At 37.1% G+C, this 22161-nt stretch carries 20 protein-coding genes; 4 read left to right on the forward strand and 16 right to left on the reverse strand.

Annotated elements, in window-relative coordinates; all coding sequences use genetic code 11:
- Positions 1-32 precede the first annotated feature (32 nt).
- From G521_RS0100980 to G521_RS0100995, 4 genes are all read right to left on the reverse strand, one after another.
- Positions 33-776: a tyrosine-protein phosphatase gene (locus G521_RS0100980; protein WP_026896838.1), complete on the reverse strand. Its 744-nt coding sequence runs from the start codon at positions 774-776 to the stop codon at positions 33-35.
- A complete protein-coding gene (rfbB, locus tag G521_RS0100985; protein WP_026896839.1) occupies positions 776-1828 on the reverse strand; it encodes a dTDP-glucose 4,6-dehydratase in 1053 nt (350 codons plus the stop codon). Before rfbB ends, G521_RS0100980 begins: the two co-directional genes overlap by 1 nt.
- 90 nt (positions 1829-1918) lie before the next feature.
- Positions 1919-2956 (reverse strand): UDP-glucose 4-epimerase GalE, encoded by a 1038-nt coding sequence (gene galE / locus G521_RS0100990; RefSeq protein WP_036677961.1) that lies wholly within the window; start codon positions 2954-2956, stop codon positions 1919-1921.
- A 2-nt stretch (positions 2957-2958) separates the two neighbouring features.
- A complete protein-coding gene (locus G521_RS0100995; RefSeq protein WP_026896841.1) occupies positions 2959-3942 on the reverse strand; it encodes a UDP-glucuronic acid decarboxylase family protein in 984 nt (327 codons plus the stop codon).
- A 159-nt stretch (positions 3943-4101) separates the two neighbouring features.
- Here G521_RS0100995 and G521_RS0101000 point away from each other — a divergent pair, with 159 nt between their 5' ends.
- Complete coding sequence (locus G521_RS0101000; RefSeq protein ID WP_026896842.1) at positions 4102-5346, forward strand: 3-deoxy-D-manno-octulosonic acid transferase; 1245 nt, start codon at positions 4102-4104, stop codon at positions 5344-5346.
- Here G521_RS0101000 and hemH read toward each other — a convergent pair.
- The 12 genes from hemH to G521_RS0101060 all read right to left on the reverse strand — a co-directional run bounded on the left by hemH (position 5343) and on the right by G521_RS0101060 (position 18382).
- Positions 5343-6359, reverse strand: a complete 1017-nt coding sequence (hemH, locus tag G521_RS18245) for a ferrochelatase (protein ID WP_026896843.1) — start codon at positions 6357-6359, stop codon at positions 5343-5345. The two genes, G521_RS0101000 and hemH, sit on opposite strands and share 4 nt — an antisense overlap.
- Positions 6360-8744 carry a TonB-dependent receptor gene (locus G521_RS0101010; protein WP_220096039.1) on the reverse strand — a complete coding sequence of 795 codons (2385 nt, stop codon included), beginning with the start codon at positions 8742-8744 and terminating at the stop codon, positions 6360-6362.
- Between the two features lie 84 nt (positions 8745-8828).
- Positions 8829-9518: a fatty acid desaturase gene (locus G521_RS16195; protein WP_036677964.1), complete on the reverse strand. Its 690-nt coding sequence runs from the start codon at positions 9516-9518 to the stop codon at positions 8829-8831.
- Between the two features lie 24 nt (positions 9519-9542).
- Positions 9543-10391 carry a 4-hydroxy-3-methylbut-2-enyl diphosphate reductase gene (locus tag G521_RS0101020; RefSeq protein WP_026896845.1) on the reverse strand — a complete coding sequence of 283 codons (849 nt, stop codon included), beginning with the start codon at positions 10389-10391 and terminating at the stop codon, positions 9543-9545.
- 79 nt (positions 10392-10470) lie between these two features.
- Entirely contained in the window at positions 10471-11100 is a 630-nt protein-coding gene (locus tag G521_RS16200) for a carotenoid biosynthesis protein (RefSeq protein ID WP_036677967.1), read from the reverse strand.
- The gene (locus tag G521_RS0101030) at positions 11097-12077 is read right to left on the reverse strand and encodes a glycosyltransferase (protein ID WP_245580813.1); all 981 of its coding nucleotides are present in this window, start codon (positions 12075-12077) and stop codon (positions 11097-11099) included. The genes G521_RS16200 and G521_RS0101030 overlap by 4 nt, the downstream gene beginning before the upstream one ends.
- A gap of 112 nt (positions 12078-12189) precedes the next feature.
- The gene (locus G521_RS0101035; RefSeq protein WP_026896847.1) at positions 12190-12813 is read right to left on the reverse strand and encodes a 1-acyl-sn-glycerol-3-phosphate acyltransferase; all 624 of its coding nucleotides are present in this window, start codon (positions 12811-12813) and stop codon (positions 12190-12192) included.
- A 67-nt stretch (positions 12814-12880) separates the two neighbouring features.
- Positions 12881-14341: a 1-hydroxycarotenoid 3,4-desaturase CrtD gene (gene crtD, locus G521_RS0101040; protein WP_026896848.1), complete on the reverse strand. Its 1461-nt coding sequence runs from the start codon at positions 14339-14341 to the stop codon at positions 12881-12883.
- Positions 14342-14497: 156 nt separating this feature from the next.
- Positions 14498-14947 carry a DoxX family membrane protein gene (locus G521_RS0101045; protein WP_026896849.1) on the reverse strand — a complete coding sequence of 150 codons (450 nt, stop codon included), beginning with the start codon at positions 14945-14947 and terminating at the stop codon, positions 14498-14500.
- A 106-nt stretch (positions 14948-15053) separates the two neighbouring features.
- A complete protein-coding gene (gene dacB, locus G521_RS0101050) occupies positions 15054-16466 on the reverse strand; it encodes a D-alanyl-D-alanine carboxypeptidase/D-alanyl-D-alanine endopeptidase (protein ID WP_051189347.1) in 1413 nt (470 codons plus the stop codon).
- Positions 16467-16547: 81 nt separating this feature from the next.
- A complete protein-coding gene (locus tag G521_RS0101055; RefSeq protein WP_026896851.1) occupies positions 16548-17390 on the reverse strand; it encodes an endonuclease/exonuclease/phosphatase family protein in 843 nt (280 codons plus the stop codon).
- Between the two features lie 2 nt (positions 17391-17392).
- Positions 17393-18382, reverse strand: coding sequence for an aspartate-semialdehyde dehydrogenase (locus G521_RS0101060; protein WP_026896852.1), 990 nt, complete (start codon positions 18380-18382; stop codon positions 17393-17395).
- A 119-nt stretch (positions 18383-18501) separates the two neighbouring features.
- Between G521_RS0101060 and G521_RS0101065 the strand changes: the two genes are divergently transcribed.
- The 3 genes from G521_RS0101065 (at position 18502) to G521_RS0101075 (ending at position 22149) form a co-directional block, all read left to right on the forward strand.
- Positions 18502-20343 carry a lamin tail domain-containing protein gene (locus G521_RS0101065; RefSeq protein WP_026896853.1) on the forward strand — a complete coding sequence of 614 codons (1842 nt, stop codon included), beginning with the start codon at positions 18502-18504 and terminating at the stop codon, positions 20341-20343.
- A gap of 73 nt (positions 20344-20416) precedes the next feature.
- On the forward strand, positions 20417-21376 hold the full coding sequence (locus G521_RS0101070) for an NAD-dependent epimerase/dehydratase family protein (protein WP_026896854.1): 960 nt from the start codon (positions 20417-20419) through the stop codon (positions 21374-21376).
- Between the two features lie 47 nt (positions 21377-21423).
- Entirely contained in the window at positions 21424-22149 is a 726-nt protein-coding gene (locus G521_RS0101075; protein WP_026896855.1) for a YebC/PmpR family DNA-binding transcriptional regulator, read from the forward strand.
- Positions 22150-22161 lie beyond the last annotated feature (12 nt).

Consider the following 22161-nt stretch of genomic DNA (forward strand, 5'->3'; position numbering starts at 1 on the left):
TAAAAAATCAGGGTTTATTAGTTTCCGGGAAATTACAGCAAAATTGTATTCTGCAACTGATAATCTGTAAGCAAAGTTCTAACCAAGGGTAAGTTCAAGGATCTTTTTAAAGCGCCGGCATGCTTTAAATGATGCATATCACTTGCAATAAAATCAATCAGCATATTATTTACTAATTCCTCTGCAGCTTTTTGAGTTCCTTTACCATAATATCCAGTTAAGGAAATTGTGTTTAATTGCAAATAGCAACCTGATTCTTTAATCTGGCGATATTTATCCAGTGAATCTGTGAGATAAGGATATCTTTCGGGATGTGCCAAAATAGGTTTTAAACCCTTGTCCTTAATCCTTTCAATGGTTTCGAACATGTTAGTAGGAAAATTGACAAATGAAATTTCGAAAAGCAAAAAGCCATCTCCAATAGTCATCAGATCGCCCTTTTGCAATTTGGTATCAAATGATTCATCCAGATAATATTCAGCTGCAGCTTCAACGGGCATATTAATATTTTGCCTTATTAATTCTTCACGCAAAATATCCAAACCTCTTTCAATTGTATCTCGGGTATTACGGTAATAATCTGCCATAATGTGTGGCGTAGTAATAATCTTTTGAAAACCCAGATCTTTCATTGCAGAAACCAGGGCAACAGATTCTTCTACCGTTTGGGCACCATCATCCACACCGGGGATCATGTGCGAATGCAGATCTACAGCTATTCCCGAAAAATCAATTTGCGGTTCAGATGGTTGAGATTTTTTAAATAATCCGAACATTACCTTTCAGAATATTGATCCTGATAATATGATTGATAATTACCGGAAGTAACATTATTCAACCAATCTTCATTATTTAAATACCATTCAACCGTTTTTTCTAAACCTTCTTCAAATTGCAGGCTCGGTGTCCATCCAAGTTCATTCTGGAGTTTTGTTGAATCAATTGCATACCGAAGATCATGGCCAGCCCGATCTGTGACGAAAGTGATAAGTTTTTCAGAAGTTCCGGAAGGCCGATCCAATTTTTTGTCCATGATTTTACATAACAAGCGGATCAAATCAATATTTTTCCATTCGTTATGACCGCCGATATTATACGTTTTACCGGGTTCTGATTTATGGAAAATTACATCAATGGCCCGGGCATGATCTTCAACCCATAACCAATCCCGTATATTTTCGCCTTTCCCATAAACGGGAATGGGATTATTATTTTTAATGTTATTAATTGCCAGAGGAATCAATTTTTCAGGAAAATGATATGATCCGTAATTGTTAGAACAATTAGAAATCACAGTATTTAACCCATACGTATCCTGATAAGCCCTTACAAAATGGTCTGAACTTGCTTTTGATGCTGAATACGGACTATGCGGATCATATGCTGTTTGCTCAGTAAACATTCCCTGTTCGCCAAGTGATCCGTAAACTTCATCGGTTGAAACATGATAAAATAAAGTATCAGAAAATTTATTAGCCCAATGTTTCTTTGCAGCGTTTAACAGATTTACAGTACCAACCACATTGGTCATTACAAAATCCATCGGACTGCTAATGGAACGGTCTACGTGAGATTCTGCAGCTAAATGAATAACTGCATCAAATTGTTCTTCTGAAAATAATTGATCAACAAATGCGGCATCAACAATATCACCTTTAACAAATTTATAATTTGCCCGGTCTTCGATATCTTTTAGATTTAACAGATTGCCAGCATACGTTAATTTATCAAGATTCACAATCGAGTAATCCGGATATTCATTTATAAAACGACGGACAACATGTGAACCGATAAATCCGGCTCCGCCAGTGATTAATATTTTTTTCATTAGTTTAAATGAGTTCTGTTTCAAAAATACATTGAATGCTGATTAATAAATAATATTTATGGAACGCATTCTACATTAATTGAATTATTGCTATTCAAATAAAGGATTTTCCTGAAGATATTTTTCCCAGGCCCAGGCTGATCGCATCATTTCGCTTAAATCGAGTTCAGATTTCCAGCCCAGTTCATGCTCTGCTTTGCTTACGTCTCCATACACTTTTTCGATATCTCCTTTACGGCGGGGGCCAATTTTATAATCAAGTTTAACTTCTGTGGCTTTCTCAAAAGCGTTTATGACTTCTAAAACCGAACTTCCACGGCCAGTACCAATATTAAATGTAGAATAGTTTAAGTTAATCGTTTCCGCTTCCATTAATTGGATAGCTGCAATATGGGCTTTTGCCAAATCGACTACATGAATATAATCACGGATACAACTGCCATCAGGGGTTTGATAATCATTTCCATAAACAGTAATTGGTCCTCTTTTCCCGATTGCAGACTGTGTAATAAAAGGAACCAGATTTTGAGGTACACCAATAGGAAGTTCCCCGATTAAGGCAGATGCATGAGCACCTACCGGATTGAAATACCTTAATACCGTGACATTCAATTTTTTATTAACCTGAGCAATTTCTTGCAATATCTCCTCCGCTATTTGCTTGGTATTCCCGTAAGGTGATTCCGCCTTTTTAACATCGGCGTCTTCATTTACAGGTAAATTATCAGGCTGACCGTACACGGTGCAGCTGGAAGAGAAAACAAAATTAACTTCTCTGCCATCAAAAGCTTTTAACAAATTGATAAGGGAAAAGAAGTTGTTGTGATAATATTTTAAAGGATTTTCCACCGATTCGCCAACAGCTTTAAATGCAGCGAAATGAATTACTCCTTGTATATCCGGATTTGCTTTAACGAATTCCTCCGTTGCATTTTGATCACATAGATCAAATTTGTGAAATTCGGGTTTTACACCCGTAATTAGTTCAATCTGCTCTAAAATCCTGGGAGATGAATTTGAAAAATCATCAATAATTACGGGCTTGTAACCTGCGTTTATCAATTCAACTACCGTATGGGAACCTATATATCCCGCACCGCCGGTTACCAGGATTTTGTTTTTCGACATTGTTATTTATTATAATAAGAGAAATCTTTATGCTTGATTTCCTGTTCAGGCAATGATTTAAAATATTCGTATGTAATTTTTAACCCCTCTTCACGACTAACTTTGGGTTCCCATCCTAAAATTGATTTGGCTTTAGTAATGTCAGGGCGTCTTTGTTTAGGATCATCAGTTGGTAATTCCTGATATATTACTTTCTGCGAAGTTCCGGTTAATTTAATAATCTCTTCTACAAACTGCTTGATTGTTATTTCATCAGGGTTTCCAATATTAACAGGTTGTGCATAATCAGAAAAAAGAAGGCGAAAAATTCCTTCCACCAAATCATCTACATAACAGAAAGACCGGGTTTGTGAACCATCTCCAAAAACAGTAAGATCTTCGCCCCGCAAAGCCTGGCCAATAAAAGCCGGCAAAACCCGACCATCGTTTAATCGCATACGCGGACCATACGTATTAAATATCCTCACAATACGCGTTTCCAAACCGTGAAAGGTATGATAAGCCATGGTCATTGCTTCCTGAAAGCGTTTAGCTTCATCATAAACCCCTCTGGGCCCTACCGGATTTACATTTCCCCAATATTCTTCAGGCTGAGGATTTACGGTTGGATCTCCATAAACTTCGGATGTAGAAGCAATCAGAAGCCGTGATTTCTTTGCTCTTGCCAATCCCAATAAATTATGAATTCCCAGAGAACCTACTTTTAAAGTTTGAATCGGGATTTTCAAATAATCTATAGGACTTGCCGGAGAAGCAAAATGAAGAATATAATCTATTTTTCCGGCGACATATACAAACTTAGAAACGTCATGGTGGTAAAACTCAAAATTTTCTAATTTGAACAAATGCTCAATGTTTCTTAAATCTCCGGTGATCAGGTTGTCCATCCCGATTACGTGGAAATCTTCTTTAATAAACCTATCGCAAAGATGCGAGCCCAAAAATCCGGCAGCTCCGGTAATTAAAACACTTTTCCTTTTATTCATTGAATCAATCAAAAAATTTTACAGAGTTAATATTTATCATGATTGAATTTATCTCCCTAACTATGAGACTGCAACACATTGAATACTCTCTTTTTAATAAAGCATATTCTTATTTTAGTGTTTAATATTAACTTCGGCGAAGTTAACAATTAATTCTAAATGCTGCTTTTATACAATCTGGTTATTAAATTTTATAATGCTGCTATTTGGCTGGCTTCATTTACTAATCCCAAAGCGAAAGCCTGGATTACAGGGAGAAAAAACCTGCTCGAAATCATTAAAAGTCAGGTTAAAAATAGAAATCCTTCTGTATGGTTTCATTTTGCTTCATTAGGTGAGTTTGAGCAAGGCCGTTCTGTTATAGAAAATCTGAAAAACGACTATCCTGATAAGAAAATCATCATTACTTTTTTCTCTCCATCGGGATACCAGATTCGAAATAATTACGCTCTGGCTGATCATGTGTTTTACCTGCCGGTTGATTCAAAGAAAAATGCAAAAACCTTTATCGATCTCATTAATCCTGAAATTGCTGTATTTACAAAATATGAATATTGGTACTACTATTTCAGCGAATTATCTCATCAGAATATACCCATTTACGTAATATCAGCAATTTTCAGAAAAGAGCAGCCTTTCTTTAAATGGTACGGAAAATTACACAAGAGAATGCTTGCATGCGTTTCTCATTTTTTTGTTCAAAACCAGCAAAGTCTCGACTTATTACAATCTTTAAAAATTAAAAACGCCACCCTGAGCGGAGATACCCGGTTTGACCGCGTTTATGAAAATTCAACGTCAGGAAAAGAGATTTCGCTTATTAAAAGTTATTGCGAAAACAGATTTACTTTAATAGCCGGAAGCACTTGGCCACATGATGAAAATCTTCTGGCCGATATCGTCCGGCAAAATCCGGAGTGGAAATACATTATCGCGCCACACGAAATCACGGAAGAAAAAATCCGAAGGATTGAAGGATTGTTTCCCAAAACAATAAGGCTCTCCAAATTACCGGAAATAGATCAAACAGCAATTCCTGTTTTGATCATCGATAATATTGGGATGTTGTCATCTTTATACCAGTACGCTCAAATAGCTTATATCGGAGGCGGATTTGGTGCAGGAATCCATAATACACTTGAAGCCGCAGCTTTTGGAATTCCGGTAATTTTCGGGCCTAATTATAAAAAATTTAAAGAAGCCCATGATTTAATTAAAGTAGGGGCTGCGTTCAGCGTTAATGATTCCAGCCAATTAATTCAGGTGATAGAGAAACTTAAGAATAAGACTATTCGGGAAAATTCCGGGTTGAGAGCCAAAGAATATGTTCAAAACCAAACCGGTGCAACCCGGATTATTTTAAATCATATTTATCACAACGAGCCAAATTTTAAAGCAGTTTAATTTACCGCCATTTCTTCCAATGCATCAATCCAAAGCGGATGATCGTTCAAACTTTCTACAAGCTGAACATGTTCTCCTCCCAATTCTTTAAATTCATCACCATATTCTACAGTCACTTCATAAACCGTTTCCAAACAATCCGCAACAAAAGCGGGGCAAAAAACCAATAGCCTTTTAACACCCTTAGCTGCAAGCTGCTTGATAACTTCGCTGGTATAAGGCTGCACCCATGGATCTTTTCCTAAACGGGATTGAAAACAAACTGTGTATTTTTCTGGGCTGAGATTTAATTTCGCGGCAATCAATCGGGCAGTATCATAACACTGTGCTGAATAGCAAAATTTATTGTTCTCGGTAAGCGTTTCGCAACAATTATTCACTTTTAAACAGTGCTGTCCTGAATGATCAGATTTAATCAACTGCCTTTGCGGAAGTCCGTGAAAGCTGAACAGCACATGATCGTAAGTTTCCGGATGATGTTTCCGTCCGTTATCTGCAAAAGTTTCAATCATCTTTTCATTATTGTGAAAAGAGTTAATAATCGAAAGACTAGGAATGGTTTGCCATTCGCTCAGTAACTTCATTACTTTATCAATTACAGAGCCCGTGCTTGCTGAAGCATAATGGGGAAATAATGGAATTACTTTTATACTCTCAACCTGCCCATCTTTCAATTTCTGCAAAGCCGTTTCAATTGAAGGACTCTGATATCTCATAGCTAATTCAACCTGGTAATCATCACCCAAGCGATCCTGCAATAATTTAAGCTGTAATTTACTGTAATGAAGTAAAGGGGAACCAGTTTGATCTGACCAGATTTCTTTGTAAAGCTTAGCTGATTTAGGTCCGCGAAAAGGAACAATAACGCCTTTTACCAATGCAGCACGCAAAACGGGATTGACATCGATAACACGACCGTCCATTAAAAATTCATTCAAATATTTACGGACATCTGCCGTAGAAGGACTATCAGGAGTACCTAAATTGATTAATAATATGCCTTTTTTACTCATTTATAATTCGAATATAATACCCAAAGTAGGCAGGATGTTTCCGTTTTCGTTATTTAACAATTTCGTCTTATATCTGGACGCATCTGCAGGATCATCCTGGGGAGTTCCATCTGCCGACTGGTCTAAAAGTAAAATAGGCTGCAGCTGATATTTATTATATGTTAAATTTTGAATGTCCAAATATATGTTCAAATTGAACTTACGAAAAGGATATTTTTTATCAATACGCAAATCTACCTGGTAAAAATCTTTTAACTGATTTTCATTCAGGCGCTCATAATCCTGAATACCCTGCGGATAAACATTAAAATTTTCTTTCAATGATGAAGCTGCAATATCATAAGGAGTATAAGGGCTGCCCCCGGTTAATCGGAATTTTGCACCAATCTCCCAGTTGCGTTTAAATATTTTTCCGCCGGTCATGCTGATTATATATCTACTGTTCCAGGATGACTGTACATATTCATTATTTTTATCTTCAAATTCACTTCTGAATAAAGTTAAAGCCATAATTCCGTACACGCTCTTATTGAGTTTTTGCTGAGCCAGAAATTCAAGTCCATAGCTGCGGCCTACCGTGAAACCCGTAACGGGTTTATTGCCCACCACTCCAAAATCAGCTCCCAAATTTGCAAGCGGAATTTGGTTTCCCAAAACCCGGATGATCGGGTAGTTATCATAAGCTTTGTAAAAGCCTTCGAGAGTAAAGCGTGTATTTGCTAAAGTATTGTATTCTAAGCCAACAACAACCTGATCTGACCTGATATACTTCACATTTTTATTAACCAGCGGACCAGCTGTTTCTTCGCGATAGCCTAAAATAGTATAGGCTGGCAATTGGTAGTAAATTCCGGTATTAAAGTTAGCACTGAACTTTTCTGTAAAATTATAGGATGCCGAAAAACGGGGTGAAAATGTATTCAGCAGATTAGTCATTTTATCGGAATAGGTATTTGCATCAGCCCTTAATCCCAGAGAGAGATTTAATTTTCCTTCAATGAACGTTCGGCTTAACTGACCAAAAAATCCATATTTTAAAAAGCTTATATCAGAATTATAAATCTCAGAATTGAACGGCAAAATATTCAGGGTATTAGTTTTATAGGTCGCAGTTTCTATTCCTGCCCCAAAATTGATGCGATAAGCACCTTCCCGACTGTAATTTTCAAACCGGAACTTATTTTCAATTTCTTTGGATGAATAATCAAGGATTTTAATTTTGCTTTCATCATTAACCTGGAATTTTTCTGCCCCGTTATTCAGGTAGTTTCTACTCAGAATAAATATTGAATATCCTTTGTCGCGGAAATTCTTGTAATTAGCTCCAACCGTATAATTATCCTGCAAGTTTACCGGCACGTTTTTTAAAATGTACAGGTTCTGTTCCGTAGGATCGGAACCAAAATTTAGCTTAAAGCGATCAATAGCGCCCAAACCAAGCAGTGTTAATTCATTTTTAGAATTGAATTTAGTTTTGGTTTTAAATTGAAAATCCTGATAAGAAGGCAAGAAAGGTAATCCAATCAATTTGAATAATCCCTGAAGGTAAGAATAGCGGTAAGATGAAATAAAGGTTGTTTTGGGAGAAAGAGGTCCTTCCAGAGTTGCTGCCAGATCACTTGAGCCGGCTGTTAAAGATGTGGACAGCTTATCTTCCCTACCGTCCTTCTGCTTAAATTCAAAAACTGAACTTAAGGCATTCCCCCTGCTGGCCGGAAAAGCACCTGAATAAAAGTCAACTTCGCGAATGAAATCAACATTAATTAAACCTACCGGGCCGCCGGATGAGCCCTGTGTAGCAAAATGATTAATGTTGGGAATTTCTACTCCATCAATATAAAACCTGTTTTCATTGGGTGCTCCGCCCCGAATTATAATATCGTTTCTAAAACTTACCGGAGCAGAAACTCCCGGCAGGGATTGGATAACTTTTGAAATATCGCGGTTACCACCGGGATTTCTTTTTATTTCTGTAGAACCAATTGAGCGCAAAGACAGCGGACTCTCTACAGGCTTATAAAAAACAGGAGTATTAATCTGAACCTCATTCAGCAAAGAAGCATCAATTTCAAGAGAAGCATTCACTATTGAAGCTTTGGAATTTACAACGATAATGTCAAAAGCAACGTAAGGCTTGTAACCCACATAGGTAAATTGAATATTATAAACGCCGGGCTTTAATTTTGCAATTGTAAAATTACCTGATGTATCAGAAACCCCTGTCCGGGTAGTTCCCTGAATTTGAACAGATACTCCCTGCAATTCTGCATTTGATAAAGCATCGGTAACCTTTCCCTGCACAACTCCCAGTTCAAGCTGGTTTGTCTGAGCGTTAACAGAACCTATAAATGAAACTAAAATTAAAAAAAGTACAATTTTTTTCATAAAAAGCATTTGCGCAAAAGTACAGCAATCTTCAAGCACAATATTTTGATTCTTGAATATAATTTGCTTTTTACGTAGCTGTGACTAAATTTTTATTGTTCCGGATGATTTCAATTTCCATAGTTTCCACCATGGAGTTCCCGGCGAATCGTGGTGTTCAAAATGATATCCGAAAAAGTAGCAGGAGAAAAATGCTTTGAGATGATTTTCTGATTGGGTTCGGGATTGATGTTTATTAGTATGATGTCCGTGGTGTGGCTGCCATGTTCCGAAGTAAAAAAGTTGAAGTGTGCTTAGCAAAGAGGGTACAACCCAAAACATAATGAGGTTTAATTCATTTATCCAAAGTTTTAAAACATTATAGATTACTGCCATCAGTACAATCTGCCACCAGGATATATACTCGGCAATAAATTTATAATACCAGGAAATAAAATTCCCATTATAATGATCCGGATCATCAGGTGTATGAACGTGCCGGTGATGTAAATGATGTTTGCTGTTTAATTTTTGAAAGGGAAAAAGCGCATAGAGCAATGTGCAAGTTTGACCAATAAAATTATTAAGATTTTTAATAGAAGTAACTGTACCATGCATGGCGTCATGTGCTGTGATGAATAAGCCTGTATACAAATGCATCTGTACAAAAATCATTGCATAGGTTTTCCAGTTCTTAAGGTCTGTATCCCATCTCATCAAAAAGAAGATGCTCAGACTCCATAAAATCAGGATGATGATTGCAATGATTAAACCTGCGTTTCGCTGGGATTTCATAAAAATAATAAAACCGGAGATGTACTAGTAGGTTTCTAAAACCTCTTTCACGTTTTTCATCAGCCACATAGGTGTGGAAGTTGCTCCGCAGATTCCAACCTTATCACCCGGATTGAACATGCTTAGTTCAAGTTCATCGGCATTTGAAATGAAATAGGTATTGGGATTATACTGGCGGCAAACCTCATATAAAACCTTCCCATTTGAAGATTTACGACCTGATACAAATAAAATCCGATCGAATGATTTAACGAAATTCCGAAGATCATCATAGCGATTTGATACCTGACGGCAGATAGTATCATTTGCCTTTACATCAAACCCGCGATTAATCAACTGATCTTTGATGGCGTAAAATTTATCTGTGCTTTTGGTGGTCTGACTATATAAAGTAAACTTATCAGGCAAATTTACATCTTCCAATTCTGCAATATCCTGAAATACCAAAGCTTCATTATTCGTTTGTCCCTGCAAACCAATAACTTCAGCATGACCATGCTTGCCAAAAATTAAAATCTTTTCCTTAGCGTCGTGCGAGTTTTTAATCCGGTTTTGAAGTTTTAAAACAACCGGGCATGATGCATCTATCAGCGTAATATTATTTTGAAGAGCAATTTTATAGGTTTCGGGAGCTTCGCCATGTGCTCTGATAAGTACTTTTTCATTTTTAAGATCTATTAAATCATCATGTGAAATAATTCTCAGACCTTTTAATTTCAGGCGCTCAACCTCCGCATCGTTATGAACAATATCTCCCAAACAATATAAATAGCCATCTTCTGTCAGAATTTCTTCTGCCATATCAATTGCGTAAACAACTCCGAAACAAAATCCCGAATCGCGATCGATAGAAACCTGGAGATTATAACTCATATCAATTAGTCATTTTACCCTGCTAAACTTATTTACAGGTTGTTTAAGTCACAAAAATACAAAATTGTTTAGCAGAAGTTTACAAATTAAGCACGGCAAAGAATATCGCCTGGGAAATGAGCAGAACTAATGCTGCAATATTTTGCTTTTTAAATTTACGGGCATAAAAAAATAACAGCATTATAAAAGAGAATATAAACCAGGCAACATAATTCTGAAACGGGATATTCATTCCCTCCCAGCTCCAGTAGTCAAATTTTACGGCAACAGGTTCAATTAATATATCTAATAGCAGTAGTAAAAAAGCACCAATTATTGCTCTGATTACATGATTTTTTATCTTTAAGAATTTTACAGAGGTTCCAATACTGTAAATTAAAATGACCCAATTAATACCAATCAGCAAAGGAACATCGGCAACTTTAAAGCCCAGCGTTTCTCCGTATTGATATGAACCAAATATAAGTCCGCTGCTTACGCCTAACACTTCAATAATAAATCCCGCAAGGAAAGTAACTGCAAAAAACAGCCAGAACTCTTTATTCTTGTGTGAGTGCGAATAAATAAGTAGTCCCATCATCAGCAATAAATGAAAAGGTACCAGCTTGATAAAGAGAGGAGTTAAAGAAGGATTTAAGAATCCAATAAGTCCGACGGTATGAAATAATATGATTAGAATACTGCTTATTTGCGGCTTGTTTAATTTCATGTGTGGATTGTTCTACCTTTCCAGGTGAGGGTTTTAGTAAAGTATTTCTGAATAGATAACACAGCCAAAATTAATAAAAATACCATTTGCAAGGGGTGCAGCAACAAATTGAACCATGGATTTTGACCGGATGATAGTGAGATCATTATCCGGCTGAGAATTATCAGAGAAATAGCAAATAGTAATAATTCCAAGCCGGCATAATACCAGATAACAACAGGACCCAATATTACCAGAGAAAGGTAGAAAAGCAATCCGGCAATATTATAATTAAATCCGGCAAGTAAGTTTTTGCTGAAACCGCTCAGGGCATCATTCAGGTTTTTATACATGCGGCAATGAATCAATCCATTTGCTAACAAAGCTTCGCCCCTATAGCTAAGACCTTTAACCAATTTCATGATTTCAATATCTTCTACCACTTTTCCTTTAACCATAGAATGCCATTGGTTATCATGATAATCCTGTGCATTAAAAAGCATAAACTGTCCGCTGGCTGCAGCAAATGACGGGTTTTTTGATAAGCGAACCAGTCGTAAAGGCAATAAATTTAGTAGCAGAAAATGCATTAAAGGAACAACCAGGCGCTCTCCTATTGTAAGCATTACCTGATTGGTAAATAAACTCAGCAAAGCAAGTTTCTGAACTTCCATACGGTTTACAGCATTATTAATTAAACCGTCAGAAACAATTTCATCGGCATCTAAAAACATCAGGTATTTGCCTTTTGCATGTTTTGCGAGCTGATAGCATGCAAAATTTTTTCCCAGCCATTCAGCCGGAAGCTTTTCACCCCTGATTACCTGAAAGCGGCTGTCGGTTTCTGAGAAAGTTTGACATAGATTAAAGGTTTCATCTTCCGAATGATCATCCAAAACTATGGTCTCGAAATTATCATAGTTCTGCCTGCTGATGGACTGCAGCAAAGCAAGAATATTTTCGGACTCATTTCTGGCCGGAATAAGTATGGAAACCATCTTATTATACTGCTTAATAGAGCCTGGTAATTTGGGGTTGGATATAAAATTAAACAGTGTTACAGTAAACCGTAAAATCAAAAAAAAGAAAATGAGATAAAGAAAAACCATATCAAGCCGTTATTTCGGCTTGTTGCTGCCGCGATGTTTCATAATGTTTATTGAAATTACTTTTAATTAATTGCAGGCTGGTAAACTCGGCACCTTCCCATTGCTGCAGGTAGCAATAAACCGAAGGTTTCCTGTTTTCAAAATAATCTACAAAGGTTGCGGCAAACAGATATTGAAATTTTTTGTGGGATGAATGGATCATTTTCATCAGGCCTTTCTCAAAATTGATTTGCTGCGCATGATTGGAAAACAATTTTCCCTGCGGAAATATCAGGACCAGGTTTGAGGGGTCATTTAAAAGTTCTCCGGCAAACTCCAGACTTTCTACAATACTTCGTGAATTTTTAAGAACAGAAAATGATCCCAAATATTTCAGGAATTTTACTTTCCGATAGTTATCTTCTGTAATCATCACATGGAATTTTTTCTTGAAATAGATTCTATTGAGCTGAAACATTAAAAAACCATCCCACCATGAAAAATGATTAGCTAACAATAATATAGACCGACCGGGATCAAATTCTGATTTATAAATTTCAAACGAGCGGAAATCCGTCCGGATGATCCGACTGATGTACCATGAAAAAAATGTATAAATAACTTTATTCTGCCTCGGCTTTAACATGTTAAGCGTAAATATAAAAATTTAAAGCATTTTTTCTCTGCATCAGTTAAGTACTACAAATCCTTATTTATTTGATCAGGCCGCTTACAATTTTAGCCGACAAAAGAGCTAATGGAATTCCTCCGCCCGGATGAACACTTCCACCTGCAAAATACAAGCCTTTAACCTTTCCAGAAAAATTGGAATGCCGCAAAAATGCTGCAAACTTATTGTTAGAACTTGTTCCATATAAAGAGCCCTGGTAAGATGAAGTTTTAGATTCAATACTTCTTGGATCAAGTATGTCTTCGCAAACAATTAAGGATCGGATATCAGTCTTTAAATTAGCCGAAATCTTATTCAAAATATTTTCTCTTGCCCGGCTTATCAACGTATCCCAATCCTGACCTTTATTAGAAGGCACATTGATCATCACAAACCAGTTTTCGCAACCCTCAGGAGAATCCTTCTTATTGTATTTTGAACTTATGTTCAGGTAAACCGTTGGATCTGAAGAAATCGTGTTATTTTTCCAGATATCCTCAAATTCCTGTTTATAATCTTCGCTAAAAAATATGGTGTGAAGATCTAATTCTGAAAATTGCTTTTTAATTCCCCAATAAAATATAAGAGCAGAGCTGCTTCTTTCCTGATTTAAAACTCCCGATGGTGATATTTCATTCTTAAGCAAGTGCTTGTAAGTAAACCACACATCCATGTTTGAGATAACCAGATTTGAATGATAAATTTTATCCCCTACTTTGACGCCTTTTACCTGACTGCCTTCGCAAATAATCTCTTTAACAGGACTATTGTAAATGAATTTCACTCCCACATCCATAGCCAGCTGAACCAATGACCGGGTGATACTGATCATTCCGCCATGCGGGAAATATGCGCCAAAATGCTGTTCGAGATGAGGAATAATATTTAAAGTGGCTGGTGCCTGATAAGGATCTGAACCATTATAAGTGGCATACCTGTTAAATAACCGAACCGTTTTACTGTCACTAAATTGAGTTGAATTTGCTTCGGCCATTGTGCGAAAAGGATCTATGGCAGGAAACCGAAAAATAGAATTCAGTGTTTTAAGATTAAGATATCCTGACAATTTATGAAGAGATTTCTCAAGAAATATATGATTGGTTATATCATAAATTTCAGCACTTTTCTCTAACTGTTTTAGTACAGCAGATGAGCTGTCGCTTGTTTTTTTCTCTATTTCTTCCGCAAATTTATATTTATCAGACCATGCGCTGATGCGTGTGCCGTCTTCATAAAAATAGCGGCAAATTTCTTCAAGTTTTTCATACTGAAAATAGTCTGAAGGATTTTTTCCGGCCAGTTTAAAAAGTTCATCTACATACTGAGGCATAGTAAATAAGCTGGGCCCGGCATCAAAACGAAAACCGCTATTCTCAATTTGAGCTAATTTTCCCCCGGCGTATTCATTTGCTTCAAATACAGTTACAGAAAATCCTTTAACAGCTAACCTGATAGAAGAGGCAATTCCGGCTATCCCGGCTCCAATAATTATGGCATCTGGCATTCGGTGAAATTAGTTTATATCTCCTGATTCCCATAATATGAACTGATTTCCTTTTATCCGGAATCCATGAATTTACATTCAGGATACAGATTAACTCCACAAAGAAAATGCGGCAGCTTTAAAAGCCCGCCGCATCAAATAAGGTTTAGGTTAAATCTATTTAGATGGATGAGTTTTCATCCAGTGATCTACAGAGTATGGTCCAGAACCTACAATCCAGAATAAAATCAGTAAAAATAATACCAGTACAGAAAGCCATAATTCGGAATTTAAAGGCGAGAATCCCTGCGAGATATTTACAAAAAACACAGCTCCCAATAAAACCGGAATCTGAACAACTACAGCAAACCGGGTTAATAATCCCAAAATTATTAAAATACCACCTGCTAAGTGGGCAAATGCAACAATATGGGTTAATGACATTGCAACCAATCCGGAAAAACTGTAAACACTATTTTGCACGAACAATTCTTTTAAAACACTCGTGTCTGAAACAAATGAAATCCCTTTGAGAAGTATAATTATTCCCAATATAATCCGAATGACATCGAGCCACTTGGCGTGATGAACATCACCCCAGTGTTCTATTTTTTCAACAGTATTCATAATAAATCCTCCCTGATTAAATAATTGATTATTATGAAGTTAAAGAATTATTATTGCAATAATAAATCCAATTTAAATTTCTCAAGGGGAATTTTACAGAGTCAAACTATTTTAAATTATCTAAGACTCTAAACATTTTTTGCCTTACCAGAGAGCCGCTACCGGAATAATTATTTATAATAATTGAAAAAACCAAAGGCGTTCCCGAAGCGGAAGTTTGGTAACCTGTATAGGCTATAACTCCGTTAATGCTTCCGCTTTTCATTTTCATGTTGTTATATACCGGAAAGCTATCAAAGTACTCTTTAAACCATAATTCTTTTTTTGCAGACTGAAGAATCATGGCCATAGCCTTTGTGGTAATTCGGTTACCCGGAGAAAGCCCGCTTCCATCTACAATATTCAAGGCATTTTCATCAATCCCGAGCTTATTTTTCCAGAACTCTTTAATCAGGTCGGTGCCGTTTTCGGTGTTCACTTTCAATTCTTTTTTTAAGGCCATCGTTTTTAAAAGATGCTCACCATACAGGTTAATACTTTTTTGATTAAACCAATAAATAACCTGACTTAAATCGGGCGAAGTGTGGACTGAAATTACATTTCCGGCTTTTTGATATGCCATATTCTCTATTTCCAGCTGCCGCGATGTTTTAACCATCTTGCCAAAAGTTACTCCAGATTTTTCAAGTGATTTCTGAAGTAAATGCCCCAGTTGCAGAGCAGGATCTGGAACAGAAATGGCAATTTTTTTCTTGAGATCTATTCCGTATGTGCCTCTTAAATAAATCACATTAGAATAAGGAGATGAAAAGGCATACACCTGATCTCCGCTGCCTGCGCTACCGGTTAAAACTTCATTCACAATTTTCACCTCGAAAATCTCTGAATCATCCATTTTAAACGTTGTGGGATCACCGGCTTTCGCTCCGGCAATAAAAATTAACTCTGCCTGATTTTCCTGCCAGCTTAAGGAATTAGGGCCTGCGCCATAGTAGTTTCCAATATCCTGCCAGATCCATCCCGGAGGAAGAGTTTGAGTTCCGAATAATTGATCGTCAGCAATAATTCTTCCGCTTACTCTTTTGATTCCAGATTTGTGAACAGCATCAGCCCATTTTTTTATCAGCAAATCGGGCTTTGTAGTTTCATATCGCCAGCTTCCCAAAGTTGGATCTCCACTGCCGGTAAGAATAAGATCGCCGTTTAATACACCTGCAGCCGAAATTGCTCCGGAATATCCTAATGTGGTTTCCCATTTGAAGTTTGAACCCAGTAAATGAAAAGCTGATGCAGCACTGATGGTTTTCAAAGTTGATGCGGGCGCTAATCCCGTGTCTCCGTTTCTGGAAAAAAGAATTTCAGCGGTATTGGCATTCATTACAGTTAAAGAACTGCTGCTGTATTTTAACTGAGGATCATTTTCAAGCGATGAAAAGGCCCTGTCAATTTTCTGAGTAACCGTTTGTGAAAAACCATTAAAACCACAACACAATAAAACGATAGTCAGGAAAAATCTCATTAGAAAACAATAAAAATTTAGGAAATAGCAGGAAATATTCTTTGTAATAAATCAATAATGCAATGATCAGCAACCAGAAATTTATTTAATACGAAGCCTTACCATCACCGGCAAATGGTCTGAAGGATAACGCTGATTTTTTGAATCGGAAAGCACGGCAAATTTCATAACATCAATCTGATCATTTACAAAAATATAATCGATACGCTCTTTCAATTCAGCATTAAAATTAAATGCACTAAAAGTACCTTCTGGTCCGTAAGGTTTTGCCTTTGAAATATCTTTAGCATCGCTTAAAAAAGTTTTAAGCGTAGAAATAGGCCGGGTTTCCGGCTGAGTATTTAAATCTCCGCTTAAAATTACAGGCGAGTTTCCGGCTATCAGTTTAATCTTTTCCTTTAACAGTTCTGAAGATTTATCTCTGGCAATTAAACCCATGTGATCGTAATGGGTATTGAAAACAAAAAAATCTTTTTTAGATTTCTTATCATACAATTTTACCCAGGTACATATTCTGATTATTTGAGCATCCCAGCCTTTAGAAGCAATTTCTGGAGTTTCAGAAAGCCAGAATGTACCAGCTTTCATTTTTTTAAAACGACTTTTATCGTAAAAAACAGCGGTATATTCTCCCCGGGTTTTACCTTCATCACGGCCTACACCTTCCATCTCAAAACGGCTGTCTTTTAAAATGTATTCAACCTGATCTTTCAGGGCTTCCTGCACGCAAAGAATATCAGTATCATAAAACTCAACCAGTTCTTTAACCCAGTCTTTACGGTTAGTCCAGGCATTAACTCCATCATTTGGCGTGCTGAACCGAATGTTGTAAGTTAAAAGATTGAGTGATTTGTCGGTTTTTTTTTGAGCTAAGCAACTGAATGCAACAAGTGAAAAGAACGACAGAAATGCATATTTAATCATTTTTAAATCAGATTTTTTTGAATTAAGTATTCTGCAATCTGAACCGCATTGGTGGCTGCACCTTTTCTAAGGTTATCAGCAACGATCCAAAGATTTAAGGTTTTCGGCTGTGATTCATCCCGGCGAATCCGGCCAACAAAAACTTCATCCTTCTCGTGAGCATCCATTGGCATCGGATATTTTAAATTTGCCGGATCATCCACCACAATAATTCCTTCTTCATCCTCCAGCAAACCTCTTACTTCAGCCAAATCAAAATCATTTTCAAATTCGATATTTACAGATTCAGAGTGACCGCCCATAACCGGTATACGAACGGTTGTAGCAGTTACCTGAATAGAATCATCACCCATAATTTTTTTGGTTTCCAGAATCATTTTCATTTCTTCCTTGGTATACCCATTTTCCTGAAACACATCAATCTGAGGAATTACATTCAGATCAATGGGATATGGATAGGCCATTTCTCCTTCAATTCCTTTCCGTTCATTCATCATCTGCTCAACCGCTTTAACACCGGTTCCGGTTACTGACTGGTAAGTAGAAACCACCACTCTCTTAATCTTATATTTTTCATGTAGCGGATTTAGAACCACCACCATTTGTATTGTTGAACAATTAGGATTAGCAATAATTTTATCCAGAGAAGTCAGAACATGCGCATTTACTTCCGGTACAATTAATTTTTTATCCGGATCCATTCTCCAGGCAGAAGAATTATCAATAACCGTAGTTCCTGCTTCAGCAAAACGCGGAGCATCCTGTAAAGATGTACTGCCTCCGGCAGAAAAAAGGGCTACATCGGGTTTCATTCCAATAGCCTCATCCATGGTTACAACCGTATAATTTTTACCCTTAAATTCAACCTTTTGGCCTGCACTTTTTGCGGAAGCTACGGGAATTAATTCTGTAAGAGGAAAATTTCGTTCTGCTAAAACCTTTAACATTACCGATCCGACTAAACCGGTAGCACCTACTACTGCAACTTTCATTTGACTACTTTTAAATGGTGATAATCCGTATGTGCAGATGAGTTGGTTCATTTTGATTCTGAACTGCACACATTGATTTAATATTCTTTTGTATTTTGTTAATACACAATAAGGCAAATATGAAGAATTGTTTATTCATTTCCATTTTACTGAGCTGGTTTTGTGGCTTTTCACAATTAAATGAAAAATTTTCCTCCAATATCTTTTTTAAATCTCCCAAATCAATTTTTCAGGGAGCCGTCGATAGAAATCTTCCGGGAAAAATTTCTCATAATCATCCGATTGCTAAAAGTGGTTACATGAAATATTTTTCTGCTGCCAATGATATAATTATCAATGAAATTTTTGCTGATCCCACACCAAAAGTTAATCTTCCTGAGGTTGAATATGTAGAGCTTTACAATAATAGCTCTGAAACAGTCTATTTAAAAGATTGGACATTCAGCGATGGCAATACAAGTTTCAGGTTTTCCGCAGATAGTATGCGCTCCGGAGAATTTTTAATCCTTTGTCCCCGGGCGGATGTTTCTTCATTTACTAACTACGGACAGGTGTTGGGTTTATCTCCCTGGCCATCCTTAAATAATTCAGGCGATAAATTAACTCTTAAAAATGATTCAGGGATCATTATAAATCAGGTTAATTATGTTGATACATGGTATAAAGATGCACTGAAAAAATCAGGAGGATATTCTCTTGAACTTATTGACCCTGGTGCAAGTTGCGCCGGGAGTCAGAACTGGACCGCAAGTTCTGACCTATCCGGAGGAACACCGGGGAAACAAAACTCCGTTTATAATAAATCCGCCGGCAACTCTGAGTTTAAATTGATATCCGCAAAATTAGCGGACAGTACTTCTGTAATTTTAAGCTTCAATAAAATTCCAGATAGTGTATCGGCAACCGATACTTCAAATTATTTTTTAAATAACGGAATCGGAAAGCCGGTTTCCATTTCATTACTGGCTGATGAATTGATGCAGATTAAGCTCCGCTTCCCGGATATTATATCACGGGGAAATAATTACAAAATCACTGTAAATACTATTTCAGACTGCTCGGGAAGCAATCTTGTATCCGGTTATAATACCGCAGTATTTTTTCTCCCGAAACAGATCCATAAAAATGACCTTTTAATCAGCGAAATTCTTTTTAATCCAAGACCAAACGGAGCTGATTTTGTAGAAATCTATAATCATTCACAATCAATTTTGGATTTACAGGAGCTTTTATTAGCGACCATAATTAAAGATTCCATTGCAGGTGAAAAAACTATAAGCAATTCTCAATTATTGATAAAACCACAGGAGTATTTTGTACTTACAGTAGATCCTGAAAATATTCTTAAAGAATATGAAACAGAAAATCCCAATTCATTTATAAAATTAAAATCGATGCCCGCATTTAATAATGATGAGGGGACAGTAATTCTACTGAGCAACCGACAAGTTATTGACAGGTTAAATTATAATGAAAAAATGCACTTCCAGCTTATCAGAAATCCCGAAGGGGTTTCGTTAGAACGTTCTTCTTTTAGCCTTTCCACCAATCAAACCGGAAATTTCAGGTCGGCGGCAGCTACTGTCGGCTTTGCTACTCCGGGTTATAAAAACTCGCAAGCCGAAGAGGATTTTACGGATAATGACGAATTTTCTTTAAGCTCCAAAACCTTTTCTCCCGACAATGATGGTTTCGAAGATGAGCTTCAGATCAGCTATCAATTAATTAATCCCGGATTTGTTGCCAATATTTCTATTTATAATGATAAAGGAGAGCTGATAAAAAAACTGGCTAATAATTTAACCTTAGCAGCCAAGGGACTTTTTCAATGGAACGGGTTAAACGAATCATCACAGCTTTCGCCTGTAGGAATTTACCTGATTTATGCAGAATTCTTTAATCTGGAAGGTGCGTTTAAGAAATATAGAAGGACCTGTGTTTTAGCTCAAAAGCTTAATTAAATAAGTTTATACTGCAATACACAATTCTCATTTCTTAAACTTTTTTACCTTTGAGGCCTAACCTGTATAAATAATGCCAGAAACGATTTTAGTTATCGGCTCTAACGGCCAGATTGGCACCGAATTGGTTGCTGAATTGCGCCGTATTAATGGTGGCAGCAATGTTATTGCATGCGACATTAAAGAGCCGGATTATGATACCCTTAATGCCGGACCTTTTGAATTTTCGGATGTTTTAAAAAAAGAAAATTTAAAGGCACTTTTTCAAAAATACCGCCCAACACAGGTATATTTATTGGCCGCACTTTTATCTGCCGTTGGCGAGCAGAAACCCAAAATGGCATGGGATTTAAACATGAACGGTTTATTTAACGTGCTCGATCTCGCTATTGAATTCCAGGTAAAAAAAGTTTACTGGCCAAGTTCTATAGCCGTGTTCGGACCGCATTCACCGCAATTTAACACCCCGCAGTATTGCGTAATGGACCCAAACACTGTCTATGGATTTAGTAAACTTGCCGGAGAACGCTGGTGCGAATATTATTTCAATAAGTATGGCCTGGATATCCGAAGTATCCGTTACCCGGGATTAATTGGCTGGAAAGCTGCTCCTGGCGGTGGCACTACAGATTATGCCGTTCATATTTTTCACGAAGCTCTGCAAAAAGGTACTTATGAAAGCTTTTTATCTGCCGATACCGCTTTACCGATGATGTATATGAATGATGCCATCAGGGCAACAATTCAGTTAATGGATGCCCCGGCAGAACAACTGACTATTCGTTCTAGTTATAACCTTGGCGGAATAAGCTTTACACCCGATACGCTGGCTGCTGAAATCCGCAAGCACATCCCTGATTTTAAAATCAGTTATTCAGATCATGATCTGAGACAGGCAATTGCCGATAGCTGGCCAAAATCTATTGATGACAGCCAGGCGCAAAAAGATTGGGGCTGGGAAATAGAATATGATTTGGCCGGTATGACCAGAGATATGCTACAAAATTTAAAAGACATTAAGATTTCGAATTAACCAATCAGAACACCTACACAAACATATATTAAAAGATAGCCTGTATTATGGGAAGAGCATTTGAATTCCGTAAAGAAAGAAAATTTAAACGTTGGGCAAAAATGGCCGTTCAATTTACCCGTTTGGGAAAAGAGATTGTAATGGCTGTTAAATCCGGAGGTTCGAGTCCGGATACAAATTCACGCTTGCGTACAGCAATGCAAAATGCGAAAGCGGTTAACATGCCTAAAGATCGTGTGGAAGCCGCCATTAAAAGAGCAAGCAGCAAAGACGAAAGCAATTATGAAGAGATTGTTTATGAAGGGTATGCTCAGCATGGTGTGGCCGTTTTAGTAGAAACAGCAACCGATAATACCAACAGGACAGTTGCCAATGTTCGTAGCTATTTTACAAAATATGGTGGCAGCCTTGGTAAAACCGGTGCACTGGATTTCATTTTCAGCCGCAAATCAGTTTTTCGCTTTAATCCCGGAGAAAAAGATCTGGAAGAACTGGAGTTTGAACTGATTGATGCCGGATTGGAAGATCTTTATCTCGAAGAAAATGAGGAGGGAAATGATGTAGGAGTAATTCATACTTCATTTGAAGATTTTGGTAAAATGCAAAAGGCTATTGAAGAACAGGGTCTGGAATTAATCAGCGCTAAATTAGAACGTGTTCCAATGTCAACCGCAGAGGTTACCGAAGAACAGGCTGTAGATGTTCTTAAACTCATCGACAGGCTGGAGGAAGATGATGACGTTCAGGCTGTTTATCACAACATGGCCGAATAATTATCTATTGCA

The organism is Daejeonella oryzae DSM 19973 (assembly GCF_000422945.1).
GTDB classification, from domain to species: Bacteria; Bacteroidota; Bacteroidia; order Sphingobacteriales; family Sphingobacteriaceae; genus Daejeonella; species Daejeonella oryzae.

Coding starts and splice junctions, on each gene's coding strand:
- dacB (WP_051189347.1), bottom strand. CDS start 16,466: ATGAGATTTTTCCTGACTATCGTTTTATTGTGTTGTGGTTTTAATGGT.
- G521_RS0101030 (WP_245580813.1), bottom strand. CDS start 12,077: ATGGTTTCCATACTTATTCCGGCCAGAAATGAGTCCGAAAATATTCTT.
- G521_RS0100980 (WP_026896838.1), bottom strand. CDS start 776: ATGTTCGGATTATTTAAAAAATCTCAACCATCTGAACCGCAAATTGAT.
- G521_RS16200 (WP_036677967.1), bottom strand. CDS start 11,100: ATGAAATTAAACAAGCCGCAAATAAGCAGTATTCTAATCATATTATTT.
- G521_RS0101075 (WP_026896855.1), top strand. CDS start 21,424: ATGGGAAGAGCATTTGAATTCCGTAAAGAAAGAAAATTTAAACGTTGG.
- G521_RS0101070 (WP_026896854.1), top strand. CDS start 20,417: ATGCCAGAAACGATTTTAGTTATCGGCTCTAACGGCCAGATTGGCACC.
- G521_RS16195 (WP_036677964.1), bottom strand. CDS start 9,518: ATGAAATCCCAGCGAAACGCAGGTTTAATCATTGCAATCATCATCCTG.
- rfbB (WP_026896839.1), bottom strand. CDS start 1,828: ATGAAAAAAATATTAATCACTGGCGGAGCCGGATTTATCGGTTCACAT.
- hemH (WP_026896843.1), bottom strand. CDS start 6,359: ATGAGTAAAAAAGGCATATTATTAATCAATTTAGGTACTCCTGATAGT.
- G521_RS0101045 (WP_026896849.1), bottom strand. CDS start 14,947: ATGAATACTGTTGAAAAAATAGAACACTGGGGTGATGTTCATCACGCC.
- G521_RS0101010 (WP_220096039.1), bottom strand. CDS start 8,744: ATGAAAAAAATTGTACTTTTTTTAATTTTAGTTTCATTTATAGGTTCT.
- G521_RS0101035 (WP_026896847.1), bottom strand. CDS start 12,813: ATGTTAAAGCCGAGGCAGAATAAAGTTATTTATACATTTTTTTCATGG.
- crtD (WP_026896848.1), bottom strand. CDS start 14,341: ATGCCAGATGCCATAATTATTGGAGCCGGGATAGCCGGAATTGCCTCT.
- G521_RS0101020 (WP_026896845.1), bottom strand. CDS start 10,391: ATGAGTTATAATCTCCAGGTTTCTATCGATCGCGATTCGGGATTTTGT.
- G521_RS0101055 (WP_026896851.1), bottom strand. CDS start 17,390: ATGATTAAATATGCATTTCTGTCGTTCTTTTCACTTGTTGCATTCAGT.
- G521_RS0100995 (WP_026896841.1), bottom strand. CDS start 3,942: ATGAATAAAAGGAAAAGTGTTTTAATTACCGGAGCTGCCGGATTTTTG.
- G521_RS0101065 (WP_026896853.1), top strand. CDS start 18,502: ATGAAGAATTGTTTATTCATTTCCATTTTACTGAGCTGGTTTTGTGGC.
- galE (WP_036677961.1), bottom strand. CDS start 2,956: ATGTCGAAAAACAAAATCCTGGTAACCGGCGGTGCGGGATATATAGGT.
- G521_RS0101060 (WP_026896852.1), bottom strand. CDS start 18,382: ATGAAAGTTGCAGTAGTAGGTGCTACCGGTTTAGTCGGATCGGTAATG.
- G521_RS0101000 (WP_026896842.1), top strand. CDS start 4,102: ATGCTGCTTTTATACAATCTGGTTATTAAATTTTATAATGCTGCTATT.